General features: G+C 67.2%; 13 protein-coding genes. 5 read left to right on the top strand and 8 right to left on the bottom strand.

All coding sequences use genetic code 11. The annotated features are described in order from the left end of the window. Positions 1 to 75 precede the first annotated feature (75 nt). Positions 76 to 1,332, top strand: coding sequence for an erythromycin esterase family protein (locus OYT95_RS13350; RefSeq protein ID WP_268791675.1), 1,257 nt, complete (start codon positions 76 to 78; stop codon positions 1,330 to 1,332). Between the two features lie 10 nt (positions 1,333 to 1,342). Here the strand turns inward: OYT95_RS13350 and OYT95_RS13345 are convergent, their stop codons facing one another. From OYT95_RS13345 to OYT95_RS13325, 5 genes are read right to left on the bottom strand one after another with little or no spacing between them, the layout of a single operon-like run. Continuing rightward, on the bottom strand, positions 1,343 to 1,756 hold the full coding sequence (locus OYT95_RS13345; protein ID WP_268791674.1) for a nuclear transport factor 2 family protein: 414 nt from the start codon (positions 1,754 to 1,756) through the stop codon (positions 1,343 to 1,345). Positions 1,757 to 1,766: 10 nt separating this feature from the next. Further along, positions 1,767 to 2,630: a TIGR03619 family F420-dependent LLM class oxidoreductase gene (locus OYT95_RS13340; protein ID WP_268791673.1), complete on the bottom strand. Its 864-nt coding sequence runs from the start codon at positions 2,628 to 2,630 to the stop codon at positions 1,767 to 1,769. Positions 2,631 to 2,645: 15 nt separating this feature from the next. Continuing rightward, positions 2,646 to 3,821 carry a thiolase domain-containing protein gene (locus tag OYT95_RS13335; protein ID WP_268791672.1) on the bottom strand — a complete coding sequence of 392 codons (1,176 nt, stop codon included), beginning with the start codon at positions 3,819 to 3,821 and terminating at the stop codon, positions 2,646 to 2,648. Next, complete coding sequence (locus tag OYT95_RS13330) at positions 3,821 to 4,885, bottom strand: thiolase domain-containing protein (RefSeq protein ID WP_037241620.1); 1,065 nt, start codon at positions 4,883 to 4,885, stop codon at positions 3,821 to 3,823. Before OYT95_RS13330 ends, OYT95_RS13335 begins: the two co-directional genes overlap by 1 nt. Positions 4,886 to 4,897: 12 nt before the next feature. Further along, entirely contained in the window at positions 4,898 to 5,878 is a 981-nt protein-coding gene (locus OYT95_RS13325) for a Zn-ribbon domain-containing OB-fold protein (protein ID WP_268792240.1), read from the bottom strand. Positions 5,879 to 5,957: 79 nt separating this feature from the next. On the opposite strand from OYT95_RS13325, the gene OYT95_RS13320 reads away from it, so the two are divergent. Together OYT95_RS13320 and OYT95_RS13315 are read left to right on the top strand one after the other, a co-directional pair. Then, positions 5,958 to 6,995 carry an LLM class F420-dependent oxidoreductase gene (locus tag OYT95_RS13320; RefSeq protein ID WP_268791671.1) on the top strand — a complete coding sequence of 346 codons (1,038 nt, stop codon included), beginning with the start codon at positions 5,958 to 5,960 and terminating at the stop codon, positions 6,993 to 6,995. A gap of 154 nt (positions 6,996 to 7,149) precedes the next feature. Next, a complete protein-coding gene (locus OYT95_RS13315; RefSeq protein WP_268791670.1) occupies positions 7,150 to 8,097 on the top strand; it encodes a hypothetical protein in 948 nt (315 codons plus the stop codon). A gap of 82 nt (positions 8,098 to 8,179) precedes the next feature. Here OYT95_RS13315 and OYT95_RS13310 read toward each other — a convergent pair whose 3' ends face one another. Further along, positions 8,180 to 9,004, bottom strand: a complete 825-nt coding sequence (locus OYT95_RS13310) for a crotonase/enoyl-CoA hydratase family protein (RefSeq protein ID WP_037241611.1) — start codon at positions 9,002 to 9,004, stop codon at positions 8,180 to 8,182. A 79-nt stretch (positions 9,005 to 9,083) separates the two neighbouring features. Between OYT95_RS13310 and OYT95_RS13305 the strand changes: the two genes are divergently transcribed. Further along, positions 9,084 to 10,736 (top strand): acyl-CoA synthetase, encoded by a 1,653-nt coding sequence (locus tag OYT95_RS13305; RefSeq protein WP_037241603.1) that lies wholly within the window; start codon positions 9,084 to 9,086, stop codon positions 10,734 to 10,736. Continuing rightward, on the top strand, positions 10,736 to 11,851 hold the full coding sequence (locus OYT95_RS13300) for an NAD(P)H-dependent flavin oxidoreductase (RefSeq protein ID WP_268791668.1): 1,116 nt from the start codon (positions 10,736 to 10,738) through the stop codon (positions 11,849 to 11,851). Before OYT95_RS13305 ends, OYT95_RS13300 begins: the two co-directional genes overlap by 1 nt. Positions 11,852 to 11,891: 40 nt before the next feature. On the opposite strand, the gene OYT95_RS13295 is transcribed toward OYT95_RS13300, so the two are convergent. Next, entirely contained in the window at positions 11,892 to 13,463 is a 1,572-nt protein-coding gene (locus OYT95_RS13295; protein WP_268791666.1) for a long-chain-fatty-acid--CoA ligase, read from the bottom strand. Next, the gene (locus OYT95_RS13290) at positions 13,460 to 14,581 is read right to left on the bottom strand and encodes an acyl-CoA dehydrogenase family protein (protein ID WP_268791665.1); all 1,122 of its coding nucleotides are present in this window, start codon (positions 14,579 to 14,581) and stop codon (positions 13,460 to 13,462) included. Before OYT95_RS13290 ends, OYT95_RS13295 begins: the two co-directional genes overlap by 4 nt. Positions 14,582 to 14,587: the final 6 nt, after the last annotated feature.

The raw sequence follows: 14,587 nt of genomic DNA, 5'->3' as shown, positions 1-14,587 counted from the left end.
AGCGGCGTCGGAGGGCACCCTCATCCTCTCCGACGCCGCTGTTCTCTTTCTGATCGAGGAAGGTGGGAGCAGGTCATGACCGTGCAGGCCACCGTCCGCGACGTGGGTGCCGTTTTCTCGGCACCGGGGGACCCGAGCGTGACCGCTGCCCTCGGCGCATTCCTCCGCCGCCTGGACCCCGTGCCCCGACTGCTCGGGTTCGGCGAGCCCATGCACGGGGAGGAGAGCTTTCTGCTGCTCCGCAATCAGATGTTCCGGTTCCTCGTCGAACATGAGGGCTACCGGTCCATCGCGATCGAAAGCAGTTGCCTGAAGGGGCTACTCGTCGACTCTTTCGTGCGGGGTGCGGACCGTCGGCCACTCGACGACGTCATGGAGCGCGGTTTCAGCCACGGCTTCGGTGAGTCCTGGGCGAACCGCGACCTGATCGGATGGATGGCCGAATACAACCGTCGGCGCGAACCGGACGAGCAACTCCGATTCTCCGGATTCGACGCCCCCATCGAGATGACGTCGGCGGACAGCCCGAGGCAGGCCCTGACCTTCCTCGACACCTACCTGAGGACCCACCTCGACGAGCAGGATCTGCCCTGCACTCCGGACAGGATCTCCGCGCTGATCGGCGACGACGACCGCTGGAGCAACCCGGCTGTCGCGATGGACCCGACCCAGGCCGTCGGTACCACCCCCGAGGCCGTCGAGTTGCGCCTCATCGCCGACGACCTGATGACCCTGCTCGCGTCGCAGACGCCCCGCCTCGTGGCCGACGGCACGCGAGACGAAGTGTGGGAGGCCGAGCTTCACGGTCGCGTCGCGACCTGCCTGCTCAGTTATCACGCAGGCATGGCTGAGAACTCGCCACGCCGCATCGCCCGGCTCCTGGGAATCCGCGACACCCTCATGGCGGACAACCTGTCCGCGGTGGTGCAGAGGGAGGCCGATCGAGGCCCGACGTTCGTCTTCGCTCACAACGGCCATCTGTCGAAGGGTGAAACCCACTGGGATCTCGCCGGACTGCATCTGCACTGGTGGTGCGCCGGCGCTCATCTGGACGTGCGGCTCGGCGACGCCTACACGGTCATCGGTTCGGCCGTCGGGGAGGCGCCGGGTCACGGTATCGGGCAGCCGCCACCCGGAACCCTCGAGGATCGGCTCTTCGCGGTCGGGGAGAGCTGTCTCGTGCCTGCCGCGCCGGTGGCGCGCAGGATCGGAGATGTGGAGAAGCGTGCCGATCCGTCGGGCAACTCCACGTACTTCCCGCTGGACCCCGCCGGGCTCGGCGAGCTCGACGGGATCCTCTTCGTCCGGCACATCGACGACGCCGGCACGTGATTCGGGGCGTTCAGGCCTTGCGCAGTGTCTTCATCGCCCGCTCGACCTCCCAGAAGGCCCGCAGGGACGTGATCTTGCCGTCCTCGTTCACGCGGTAGATGAACACGCCCTCGGCGTCGATCTGGGATCCGGCCACCGTGGACCGGATGGTCCCGATGTTCACGTTCTCGTTCCCGCACACCAGTGAATCGGTGATGAGGAACTCGAGCGATTCGGTGGTCGCGATCGTCATGTCGTAGAACCGGGAGATCGCGTCGAGTCCGTGGTGACCCTTGCCCTCAGGGTCGAAACCCGAAGGGCCGACCGGGTCTTCGACACAGGCGTCCTCGGCGAACAGGGCAAGCCACTCGTCCTTGCGCCTGCCGCTGGCCGCCTCGCGGGAAGCCTGCCCGGCGAGGCGGGCGGGATGGTCGGTCGTCGTCATGTCCACACCCCTATCCGATGTACTGGTCGGCGAATTTGCGCAGCGACTCCTGCTTGGCCTCGAGCGGTCCGTCGAAGCCGATGCCGTCGAAAACCCATGGGACGACGATCGTGTCGGTCACGCCGGCATCCGCCAACTCGGCGTAACCGTCCTTCCCGAAGCGGTCGATGCACACGGTCTGGATCTCGTACGGCAGATCGGCGCGGCCGTACTCCTCGCGGAGTTCCCGCAATCGCGCGATGACCTGGACGAGATCGTCGAACTTGATCATCGCGGACGTCCAGCCGTCGCCCACCCGGGCGGCGCGGCGCAGCGCGACGTCGGTGTGTCCGCCGACGTAGAACGGCACCGGTTTCGTCGGCGCCGGGCTCATCTGCAGTCGGTCGAAGTCGTAGAACTCACCGTGATACTCGACCATCCCGCCGCCGAGGATCAGTTTGATGACCTCGATCATCTCGTCGACGCGCGCGCCGCGCTTCGCGTACGGAACTCCGCACCATTCGAATTCCTCCGGTGCCCAGCCGATCCCGACGCCGAAACCGAAACGGTTACCGATGAGGTTGGCCACCGAACCGACCTGACGGGCGAGGAGTACCGGGTTGCGGGAACCGAGCTTGAGGACCTGGGTGTAGAACTCGATCTTCGACGTCACCGCGCCCATCGCGGCCGCCGCGATCAGCGGATCCACCCACGGCGTCTCCTCGTTCCACATCCGCGAGCCGTCCGGTGTGTACGGGTAGTCGGCGCTCTGCTTCTCCATGAAGAACAGTGAGTCGGGGAGTGCGATGGACGAGAATCCGCACTCCTCCGCTGTTTTCGCGAGAGCGGGCAGTTGGTCGAGGGGATTCATGGCGATGCCGACGGTGAACTTCATGGTGATGTCCCGCTCCTAATTGTTCGGCCGGTCGGAACCGACCACCCACATCGAGAAGTACTGCGAACCGCCGCCGTAGGCGTGGCCGAGTGCCTTGCGTGCGTCCTTCACCTGATGGTCGCCGGCGCGGTGCATGACCTGCATCGCCGACTCGGCGAACCGGATCATGCCCGAGGCGCCGATGGGGTTGGACGACAGGACGCCGCCGGACGCATTGAGCGGCAGCCGGCCGCCGATCGCCGTCTCGCCCGCCTCGGTGAGTTTCCAGCCCTCGCCCTCCGAGACGAAGCCCAAATTCTCGAGCCACATCGGTTCGAACCAGGAGAAGGGGACGTAGATTTCGGCCACGTCGATCTCGTCGAGCGGATCCTTGATGCCCGCTGCCTTCCACAGTGCGGCCGCGGCGTCCCGGCCGGCCTGCGGATTCACCTGGTCGCGTCCCGCGAACGTGGTGGGCTCGGTGCGCATCGCAGTGGCGTGAATCCACGCCACCTCACGACCGTCCGCAATGACCTGCTCGGCGGCCTCCTCGTTGCCGATCACCAGCGCGCAGGCGCCGTCCGAGGAGGGGCAGGTCTCGTCGTAGCGGATCGGGTCCCACAGCATCTGCGAGGCCTGCACGGACTCGAGCGTGATGTCGGGTTGCCTGAGGTGGGCGTACGGGTTGAGGCTGCCGTTCAACCGGTCCTTCACCGCCACCATCGCGCCGATGTGATCGGGTGCGCCCGACCGCCGGATGTACGAGCGGACATGCGGGGCGAAGTACCCGCCCGCGCCCGCGCCGACCGGCATGTGGAACGGAATGGGGGTGGACAGCGCCCACATGGCGTTCGATTCGGACTGCTTCTCCCACGCCACCGTCAGTACCCGCTTGTGCACCCCCGACTTCACGAGGCTCGACGCCACCACCGCGGTCGAACCGCCGACCGAGCCTGCGGTGTGCACGCGCAGGAGTGGTTTGCCGTTGGCGCCCAGCGCGTCCGACATCGCGAGTTCCGGCATCATCGACCCCTCGAACAGGTCGGGGGCCTTCCCGATCACCACCGCGTCGATGTCGTCCCAGCCCACCCGCGCGTCTTCCATCGCGCGGTCGATCGCCTCGCGAACCAGTCCGGACATGGACACGTCGTGCCGCTTCGCCACGTAGTGCGTCTGACCGGTGCCGAGCACCGCGGCCAATTGATTCGCCATCAGTTGCGTCCCTCCAAGACTGCGACCAGATTCTGTTGCAGCACAGCACCACTCGTAGCGTGCGCCAGCGTGCGCCCGGCGTTGCCGTCCATGATGGCCTTGGCTGCGTAACCTATGCGTTCCAGACCCGCGGCGAACATCGGGTTCCCGCTCAGCGGGCCGCCCGACGGGTTGATCACCGTCGCATCGGACAGTCCGATGGCCTCGCGGAGGATCAGTTCCTGATGGGTGAACGGTCCGTGCAGTTCGGCCACGTCGATTCCGCCGACGTCCCCTCCGGTGGCACCGCGGGCGGAGGCCGTCGTGGACGGCGAGACCGTCAGGTCGCGGGCGCCGAAGTTCGGGGAATCGATCCGATGCTCGATCCCGGTGATCCACGCCGGCCGCTCGCACAGCTCCCGGGCACGGTCGCCGGCGGCGAGCACGACGGCGGCGGCGCCGTCCGTGATCGGTGCGCAGTCGTGGGCGCGCAACGGATCCGCGACGAACGGGCTGGCGAGCAGCGCGTTGATGTCGACGTGCCCCGACAGCTGGGTGTTCGGATTGCTCTCCGCCGCGGCCCGGCTGCGCGCGGCCACGGCCGCCATCTCCTCGGCCGTCCACTTTCCGGCGTCGAGTCCGAGGCGGGCCTGCAACCCGGCGAGCGACACGGAGTCGAGGGCCAGTGGCGTGACGAGGTAGGGGTCGAGTTGCATCGACAGGATCTTGCGGAGGTTGCCCGCCGACGACTTGCCGAAGCCGTAGACGAGGGCGGTGTCGACCTCGCCGGTCATGATCTTGATCCAGGCCTCGTAGAACGCCCACGCCGCATCCATCTCGACGTGCGACTCGTTGATCGGCGGAACCGCACCGATCGAGTCGACCGCGGAGATGAAGGAGAACGAACGTCCGGCCAGGTAGTCCGACGACCCGGAACACCAGAAACCGATGTCGGACTTGGTGATTCCGAGCTCCTCGTACAGCTGCTGGAAGCAGGGAACGAGCATCTCGACGCCGTTGGTGGTGCCGGTGGTCTCGCGCACGTGCGGTGCGTGCGCGAACCCGACGACTGCGATATCTGTCATTGTGCCGCGCCCTTACAGGTGATGTTTGTAGGTGTCGTACTCGGCGTCGGGCTCGCCCGTCGGCCTGAAGTACTCGATGTTCTCGAGGGTGTAGCCCCACTCCTCACGCGGTTTCCACTTGGCCTCCACGCGCATGCCCATCCGCACGTCGGCGGCGTCGCAGTCGAGGATCAGGTGCAGAAACGCGATGTCCGCGCCGTCGAGCAGCACGTAGGCGGCGACGTACGGCGGCTTGATCCGCTGTCCGAGGAAGGGGACGTTCACGATGCAGAACGTGGTGACGATGCCCCTGTCCGGCAGTTCCACCTGCTCCTTCGTCGGGATGCCGTCGGTGGGGTTGGCGCTGCGCGGCGGGATGTACACCTTGCCGTCCGGTCCGGTGCGGCCACCGATCAGCTTGCCCGCCTTCAACCCTCGGAGGTAGTAGCTCTCCTCGGCGGAGGCGGAGTGCATGTAGTCGAGATCGATGGGCATCGTGACCATCGTGACCGGTTCCGACTCCGAGGACGGCTCGGGTTCGTTCGTCGACTCCCCGGGCTCGAAGCACACGATGTCCTGGATGCGCCCGACCCGCTCCTGCGCCCATCGCGCCCGGACCCGCATGCCCGTGCTCATGGCGGCGGGAGAGTGGACGTCCACCGCGTGTACGAGGGACGTGTCCGCGCCGTCGAGCTTGATCAGGGCCCACGCGAAGGGCGTGGTGAGTGGCTGTCCGGCAATCGGTTCCGGCATCCACGTCCAGCTCACCACGGTCCCGGCGTCGGAGACCCCGACGAAGTCGGTGAGAGGTTCGGCGGTGTTCGGGTCGAACTCGGGCGGGGGGACGTAGACGCGTCCGTCCGAGCCGCGGGCGCCGATGACCTTGCGGTCGCGCAGCGCGGTCACGAAGGCGCCGATGGTCGGACCCACCGATCGGGTGTAGTCGAATTGAAGTTTCAGCGGGGCGCTCAACGGTTCGTTCGAGAATTTTTCGGCCACCGCGCTCTTTCCCATGCTCACAACTTCGAGTAGAACAGGTTCTAGTGTTTGTGGCAAGGGTCACTTCTGACGACGGTCGATGCGGAGGCACACGATGAAGCTCGGGTTGCAACTGGGATACTGGGGCGCACAGCCACCGGCGAATGTCCCGGAGTTGATCGCCGCGGCCGAAGCCGAGGGATTCGACGCCGTCTTCGCCGCCGAATCGTGGGGTTCCGACGCCTTCACCCCCCTCGCCTGGTGGGGTTCGAGCACCGAACGCGTCCTCCTGGGCACGTCCGTCGTCCAGATCTCCGCGCGCACACCCACCAGCACCGCCATGCACGCACTCACCCTCGACCACCTCAGCGGCGGCCGGGCGATCCTCGGGCTCGGCGTGTCCGGGCCCCAGGTCGTCGAGGGGTGGTACGGGCAGCCGTTCACGAAACCGCTCGCCCGCACCCGCGAATACGTCTCCGTCATCCGGAAAGTGCTGTCGCGGGAGGGACCCGTCACCAGCGACGGCCCGCACTTCCCGCTGCCCTACACCGGACCCGGCAGCACCGGTCTCGGGAAGCCGCTCAAGCCGATCACCCACCCGCTGCGGGCCGACATCCCCATCTGGCTCGGCGCCGAAGGTCCGAAGAACGTCGCGCTCACCGCCGAGATCGCCGACGGCTGGCTCGCCATCTACTACTCGCCCCGCCTCGCGCCCATGTACAACGAATGGCTCGACGAGGGCTTCGCCCGGCCCGGCGCCCGTCGCAGCCGCGAAGACTTCGAGGTCGCGGCCACCTGTCAGGTAATCGTCACCGACGACCGCGCCGCCGCCATCGCCGGCCTCAAACCGATCACCGCGCTGTACGTCGGCGGCATGGGCGCCCCCGAACTCAACTTCCACGCCCAGGTCTACACCCGCATGGGCTACGGCGAACAGGTCGAGGAAATCGGGCGCCTCTTCCGCGCAGGCCGCAAGGACGAAGCCGCCGCCGTCGTCCCCGACGAGATGGTCACCGAGACCATGATCATCGGCAACGTCGACGAAGTCCGCGCCGACGTCAAACGGTGGGCCGACGCCGGCGTCACCATGCTCCTCGTGTCCTGCCGCGACGCCGACCACGTCCGCGAACTGTCCGCGGCGGTCCTCGGCTGACCCCCCCGCGCCAACTCCCCCTTTTCGGACGAACGGGACGCTCGTTGCGTCAGATCGAACGAGCGTCCCGTTCGTTCGATGCGGGCAAGTGAGTTATCCACAGGCGCGCAGATTCAGCCTGTCGTGACGGACCGCCCGCTGGCAGCATGAGCTGATGCGACGGGGGATTTGGGGACAGCGGCCGGAGTTGCTCGATCAGGTGGGAGTGGCCGGCGTCGTCCGGACGTCGGAGCTGGAACGTCTCGGTTTGGCCCGATCGACGATCTCTGCGCGATGCCGGTCCGGTGGACCGTGGCAGCGGCTTCTGCCGGGAATCGTCCTACTCCAGAACGGACAGCCGTCGTTCCAACACAGAGTGCTTGCAGCTCGTCTGTTCTGCGGTCGCGACTCGCTCGTCACAGGACGCTCGGCCCTGAGGTGTCACGGCTTCGGGAGCTACTCCGGTGACGTGGACGTGCTCGTCGCGGTCGATCGTCGCGTGCAGTCGACGGGATTCGTCAAGGTGGAGCGCACGTCGCGCATGCCCGATGCCGACATGCGAGGAAATATCGCCTGCGCACCACTACCGAGGGCACTGCTCGATGCTGCGCGCAGGTGCACGACCGTCGACGCGGCGCGGGCGACGATCGCGGAAGTCGTCCAGCGCGGAGCGGTCACGGCGGAAGAGCTCGTCGTCGAACTCGAGGCGGGCAGTGGTCGCGGATCCGCGATCCCGCGGATCGTGCTGCGGGAAATGACAGCCAACGTGCACTCCGTCTCAGAGGCGCATGCGCGTCGGTTGTGGCTGCGCAGTGGGCTTCCCGAGATGGTCTTCAACAGGAAGATCGTCGATATCGAAGGACGGTTCATCGCGATGCTGGACGGTTGGATCGACGAGGTCGCGTTCGCCTGGGACATCGACTCGCTCGATTGGCACCTCGCGCCTCAGCAGTACAAGCACACCGTGGAGCGTCGGACGCGAATGCAGAACGCCGGCATCATCGTGCTTCCGACACTGCCGAGCGCCGTCCGTGACCAGCCGGAGCGGGTGATCGCCGACCTCCGGGCTCACTTCGAGCTCGCCGCGTCGCGTCCGAGGCCGAATGTTCGCATGTTGCCCTAGCCGCGTGCTGGACGAACGGGACGCTCGTTCGATCTGACGCAACGAGCGTCCCGTTCGTGCACAAGGGGGATGGACCGAAGGGTCAGCGACCCTCGAACTTCGGCGCACGCTTTTCGGAGAAGGCGCGGGGACCTTCCTTCGCGTCGGCGCTCTTGAAGACCTCGGTGCCGAGGGCGGCGTCGATCTGAAATGCCTCCTCCTCGTGCATGCCTTCGGTGTCGCGGATGGTCTTCAGGATCGCCTGGACGGCGAGGGGTCCGTTGGCGGCGATGAGGTCGGCGAGTTCGAGGGCCTTGTCGAGGGCCTGACCGTCGGGGACGACGTGTCCGATGAGGCCGATCTCCTTGGCCTCGGGGGCCTTGATGTGCCGTCCGGTCAGCAGGATGTCGGCTGCGACGGTGTACGGAATCTGCCGGACGAGGCGCACGGCGGAGCCGCCGAGTGGAAAGAGTCCCCATTTGGCTTCGGAGACACCGAATTTGGCGCTCTCTCCGGCGACCCGGATGTCGGTGCCCTGCAGGATCTCGGTGCCGCCGGCGATGGCGGGACCCTCGACCGCGGCGATGAGGGGTTTGGTGAGGCGTCTCCCCTTGAGGAGTGCCTCGATCTTGGACAGATCCCAGCCGCCCCCGGAGAACGAGTCGCCGGGGTGCTGCGACGTCATGGCCTTGAGGTCGGCGCCCGCGCAGAATGCGCCGCCGGCGCCGGTGAGGATGGCGACCCGGATGTCCGGGTCGGAGTCGACCTGATCCCACGCGTCCCGCATGATCGCCATCATTTCGCCGGACAGCGCGTTCTTCGCCTCGGGACGGTTCATCGTCACGATGAGGACGTGCCCGCGCTTCTCCACGAGGCAGTGCGGCGACTGTGCCGAAATGTCGGATTTCTCGGTCGTTGTAGAGGACACTGAAGTCTCCCGAAGGGTGTGTGAGCTGGCTCTCAAATTGGGTCTTGCCAGAAACGGTAACACGTTCTACTTTGTTGACGTGGCCCTTAATATCGCAGACCTCGTAGAGCACGCAATCGACCTCGTTCCGGACCGCGTCGCGTTGGTGTCCGACGATCGGGAAGTGACGTACGCGCAGATGGAGGAGAGGGCCAATCGCCTCGGCCACTACCTGCGCGAACAGGGTGTCCAGCCCGGCGACAAGGTGGGCATCTACTGCCGGAACACCATCGAGGCCATCGAGGCCATGGTGGCGGTCTTCAAGATCCGTGCCGTGATGGTGAACGTCAACTACCGGTACATCGAGAACGAGTTGCAATACATCTTCGACAATTCGGACATGGTCGCGCTCGTTCACGAGCGCCGCTACTCCGACAAGGTGGCGAACGTGCTCCCCGAGACGCCGCTCCTGAAGACCACCGTCGTGGTCGAGGACGGCACTGATCTCGCCTATGAGGGCCTCGAATACGAGGCGGCGCTGGCGCAGGGTTCCCCCGACCGCGACTTCGGCGAGCGCAGCAACGACGACCTGTACATGCTTTACACCGGTGGTACCACCGGAAAGCCCAAGGGCGTCATGTGGCGTCACGAGGACGTCTGGCGGGTTCTCGGTGGCGGCATCAACTTCATGACCGGTGAGTACGTCGAGGACGAGTGGGACCTCGCGAAGCTGGGCGCCGAGAGCCCCGGCATGACCCGCTTCCCGATCCCGCCGATGATCCACGGCGGCAGCCAGTGGGCGGTGTTCCAGAGTCTGTTCGGCGGCGGAAAATGCGTGATGCACCCCGAATTCGACGGCCACGACGTGTGGCGGATCGTCGATCAGCACAAGGTCAACCTCATCTTCATCACCGGCGATGCGATGGCGCGCCCGATGCTCGACGCGCTGGTGGAGGGCGACAAGGCGAGCGGCGAACCCTACGACCTGTCGACGCTGTTCCTCATGGCGAGTTCGGCGGCGCTGTTCTCGCCCAGCATCAAGGAGAAGTACCTCGAGCTGCTGCCCAACCGGATGATCACCGACTCCATCGGTTCGTCCGAGACCGGTTTCGGCGGCCTCAGCGTGGTCGCGAAGGGCGACTCGCACGGCGGCGGCCCGACGGTGAAGATCGACGCGTCCACGTCCGTCCTCGGCGAGGACGGCAACCCGGTGGAGCCCGGGTCCGGCGTGGTCGGCATCCTGGCGCGCAAGGGGCACATCCCGATCGGTTACTACAAGGACGAAGAGAAGACCAAGGCCACGTTCAAGGAGATCAACGGCATTCGGTACTCCATCCCCGGCGACTTCGCGCAGGTGGAGGCGGACGGCACGGTGACGATGCTCGGCCGCGGCTCGGTGTCCATCAACAGCGGCGGCGAGAAGATCTTCCCCGAGGAGGTCGAGGGCGCACTCAAGTCGCATCCCGACGTCTTCGACGCCCTCGTGGTCGGTATTCCCGACGAACGCTTCGGCCAGCGTGTCGCCGCCGTCATCCAGACCCGGGGTGGGGTGCGTCCGGGCCTGCACGAGATCGCCGACGCGGCACGCAAGGAGATTGCGGGATACAAGGTTCCGCGCAGCCTCTGGTTCGTCGACGAGATCAAGCGTTCGCCTGCGGGTAAGCCCGACTACCGCTGGGCCAAGGAACAGACCGAGACCCGTCCGGCCGACGACCACAACGGCAACGGTTCGCCCGAAAGCAAAGGCGCGTAATGCACACGAGTTTGAGCGAGAAGTTCGGCATCGAGTACCCGGTCTTCGGGTTCACTCCCTCCGAACACGTGGCCGCGGCGATCTCCCGCGCCGGTGGTCTGGGTGTGCTCGGCTGCGTCCGGTTCAACGACCCCGAGGAACTCGAAGCCGTCCTGTCGTGGATGGACGAGAACACCGACGGCAAGCCGTACGGCGTCGACATCGTGATGCCCGCCAAGGTTCCGACCGAGGGCACGTCGGTGGACCTCGAGTCGCTGATCCCCGCGGAACACCGCGCGTTCGTCGACCGGACCCTGGCCGAGCTGGGGGTGCCGCCGCTCGATTCGGGTGCCGAACACGCGACCGGCGTGCTCGGCTGGCTGCACTCGGTGGCGCGCTCACATGTGGACGTCGCCCTGAATCATCGAATTGCGTTGATCGCCAACGCACTCGGCTCGCCCCCGAAAGATGTCATCGACCAGGCCCACGAGAAGGGCGTTCCGGTGGCGGCGCTGGCCGGCGCCGTCGAGCACGCGCGCAGGCACGTCGCGAACGGTGTCGACATCGTCATCGCGCAGGGGTACGAGGCCGGTGGGCACACCGGTGAGATCGCGTCGATGGTGCTGATTCCCGAGATCGTCGATGCCATCGGTGATTCCGCCGCGGTCCTCGCGGCCGGTGGTATCGGCAGTGGCCGTCAGGTCGCCGCTGCGCTGTCGCTGGGGGCGGCGGGGGTGTGGATGGGGTCGTACTGGCTCACCACCTCCGAGTACAAACTCGGCAGCGCGTCGTCCGAGGGGCCGTCCGCGATCCAGCGTGCCCTGCTCGGTGCGACGTCCGCCGATACAGTACGGTCCCGGATCTACTCGGGTAAGCCCGCGCGGCTGCTCAAGACCAAATGGACCGACGCCTGGTCGAAGCCGGACGCGCCGGCACCGCTGCCGATGCCGCTGCAGAATCTGCTGGTCAGCGAGGCGCATCAGCGGATCGCCGCGTCCGAGAACCCGGATGTCGTGGCGATGCCGGTGGGTCAGATCGTGGGCCGGATGAACGAGATCCGTCCGGTGGCCGAGGTGATGGACGAACTCGTCAAGGGCTTCGACTCGGCGGTGTCTCGGCTCGACACGCTCCGCTAGGCACGTGAGTGGCAAAGCGTGCGTCAGCACACTTTGCCACTCACGTGCGGGAGTAGGCGGACCCGGCGCGGACCCATACCGGATCGGCGCAATTGTCGGCCTCTGCGCTCAACACGCGGGTGAGGACCTTGAACGTGGCGGTCCGCGGGAACTCGGCACACACCCGGATCAGGCTCGGGCGCTGCTTCGGCCCCAGATCGGACTGTGCGTCGAGGAAACTCGTGAAGGCCACCGGATCGAAGTCACGCGTCGGGACGACGGCCGCCATCACCCGGTCCCCGACGTCGGGGTCGGGCACCGCGTACACCGACACCTGGGCGAAGCCGTCGTACCGCATCAGGATGCGTTCGATGGGCGCCGAGCCGATGTTCTCGCCGTCGACGCGCAACCATCCGGAACTGCGTCCCGCGAAGTACACGAACCCGTCGGCATCCCGGTAGGCGAGGTCGCCGCTCCAGTACTTGCCGTCGCGGATCCGCTCGGCGTCGGCCTCGGGATTGTTGTAGTAACCCGCGAACGCCCCCGACCCCGCGACGTTGACGAGTTCGCCGGTCGCGACCTCGGCGTTGAGCACCCGGCCGGCGGAATCGAATTCGGCCGGGGGGCAGGGGTTGCCGGTCTCGGGGTCGAGGATCGCGATGCCCTCGGGGAGCCTGCCCAGCGAGCCCGATGGCGACCCGGGGGTGGCGGAGATGGCGACACCGCCCTCGGTGGAGCCGAATCCGTCGACCACCGCGGTGCCGAAGCGGTGCGAGAACGCCGCGACCGCGGGCGCGGACCCCTCGTTGCCGTACATGACCCGCAGCGTGTTGTCGGCGTCGTCGGGCATCTCGGGGGTCGCCAGCACATACGACAGCGGCTTTCCGACGTAGTTGGCGTACGTGACGCCGAACTTCCGCACATCGGACAGGAAGTTGGATGCGGAGAACTTGCGTCGCAGCGCAATCGAGCTGTGTCCTGCGAGCGCCACGGACCATGCCGCCATCATGGCATTGGAATGGAACATGGGCATCGACATGTAGACGACGTCGTCCGGGGTCAACCCGAAGCGTTCGGCGAGCATGATGCCGGGGCCGGTGATCTTCGCGTGGGTGCAGCGCACCGCCTTCGGGTCGCCGCTCGTGCCGGACGTGAAGATGAGCATGAACAGGTCGTCGGCGGCGGCGACCCTCGGCCTGAATGCGGGACGCTCCTCGGCGAGCAGGGCGGACCATGCCGGCGAATCCACGTCGACGACGGGAACACCCGGATCGAGACCGTCCAGCAGCGCGGACCGCCCGGATTCGGTGAAGACCACCTGGCAGTCGGCCAGCGCGATGTCGCGGGCCAGCGCCTCCCCGCGCCGAGTGGTGTTGAGCCCCACGAGGACGGCGCCGGACAGCGCCGCCGCCCCGGCGAGGAGGGAGAACTCGGGGACGTTGTCCATCAGGACACCGAAGTGCCGGGGCCGCTGCGCATCGAGCAGGTCGTCGAGGATCGCGGCGCGCCGCAGGCTCGCCCGCACGTGCTCGGACCACGACAGGAACCGGTCCTCGAAGTACAGGCCCTGGGCGTCGGACTTCGAGACGCCGAGGAACAGGTCCGATACCGTGCGCGCGAGCGTGGCGGTCATGCCGGGACGGTGGCCAGTTCGGCGCCGAGGATCCGCAGCTGCTGCGTGGCCGAACCGAGCCGGAACTCGAGTGCCTTGGCGGCGAGGAAGTACCGGTGCACGGGGTGGTCTTCGTCGAGTCCGACGCCTCCGTGGACGTGGACGAGGGTGTGGGCGATCCGGTGTCCGGCGTCGGACGCCCAGAAGTTGGCGGTCTGGATGTCGCCTTCGCTGGGCAGGCCTTCGCTGAGCCGCCACGCCGCCTGCCACAGCGTGAGCCGCACGCCCTTCACGTCGATGTAGCCGTCGGCGAGTCGCTGGGCCACGGCCTGGAAACTGCCGATGGGCCGACCGAACTGCACCCGCTCGCGGGCGTAGGCCGCGGTGAGTTTCAGAGCTTCGTCGAGGACGCCGTACTGAAATGCGCAGGCGCCGAGCGAGCCGCGCTCGACGAGCCAGTCGACGATCTCGCCGCCCTGGTCGACGGCGCCGAGCACGCGGTCCTCGGTCAGCGACACTCCGTGGAGGGTCACCTCACCGGTGCTGGCCAGGTCGACGGTCTGCTGGCGGGTGACGGTCACTCCGGCGTCGTCGGGGCGGACGAGGAAGACGGCCACACCGTCCGGGGTGGTCGCCGGGACCAGGAAGAGGTCGGCGGACGGTGCCGCGTCGACCACGATCTTGGTGCCGTCCAGTGTCCAGCCGTCCGCGCCGCGTTCGGCACGCGTGACGGGCGCACCCGGGGTGTCGTTGAGTTCCTCGTCGAGCGCGACGGTGAGGATCTTCTCGCCAGTCGCGGCCGGAGTGCCCCAGTCGGAACGCTGCTGTTCGGTCCCGTATTTCACGATCGCGCCTGCCGCCATCACGATCGACGACAGGTAGGGAACCGGCGCGACGGCGCGGCCCAGCTCGACGAGGATGCTGCACTGCTCGAGGACGCCGAAACCGTCGCCGCCCACCGACTCCGGCAGCGCGGCGCTCAGGACGCCGGACGACGCGAGTGCGGACCACAGCCGGCGATCGAGGCGGTCGTCCGCGTTGTCGAGTTCGCGCAGCCGGTCGTTGGTGACGAGGTCCGAGACGATTCCGTGGGTGAGCCCGGCCAGATCCTGCTGGGCCTCGGTGGGGGTGAAGTCCATTGTCGT

The organism is Rhodococcus sp. JS3073 (genome assembly GCF_026810085.1).
Lineage (GTDB): Bacteria > Actinomycetota > Actinomycetes > Mycobacteriales > Mycobacteriaceae > Rhodococcus_F > Rhodococcus_F wratislaviensis.
This window is presented reverse-complemented; position numbering and strand designations above follow the sequence as displayed.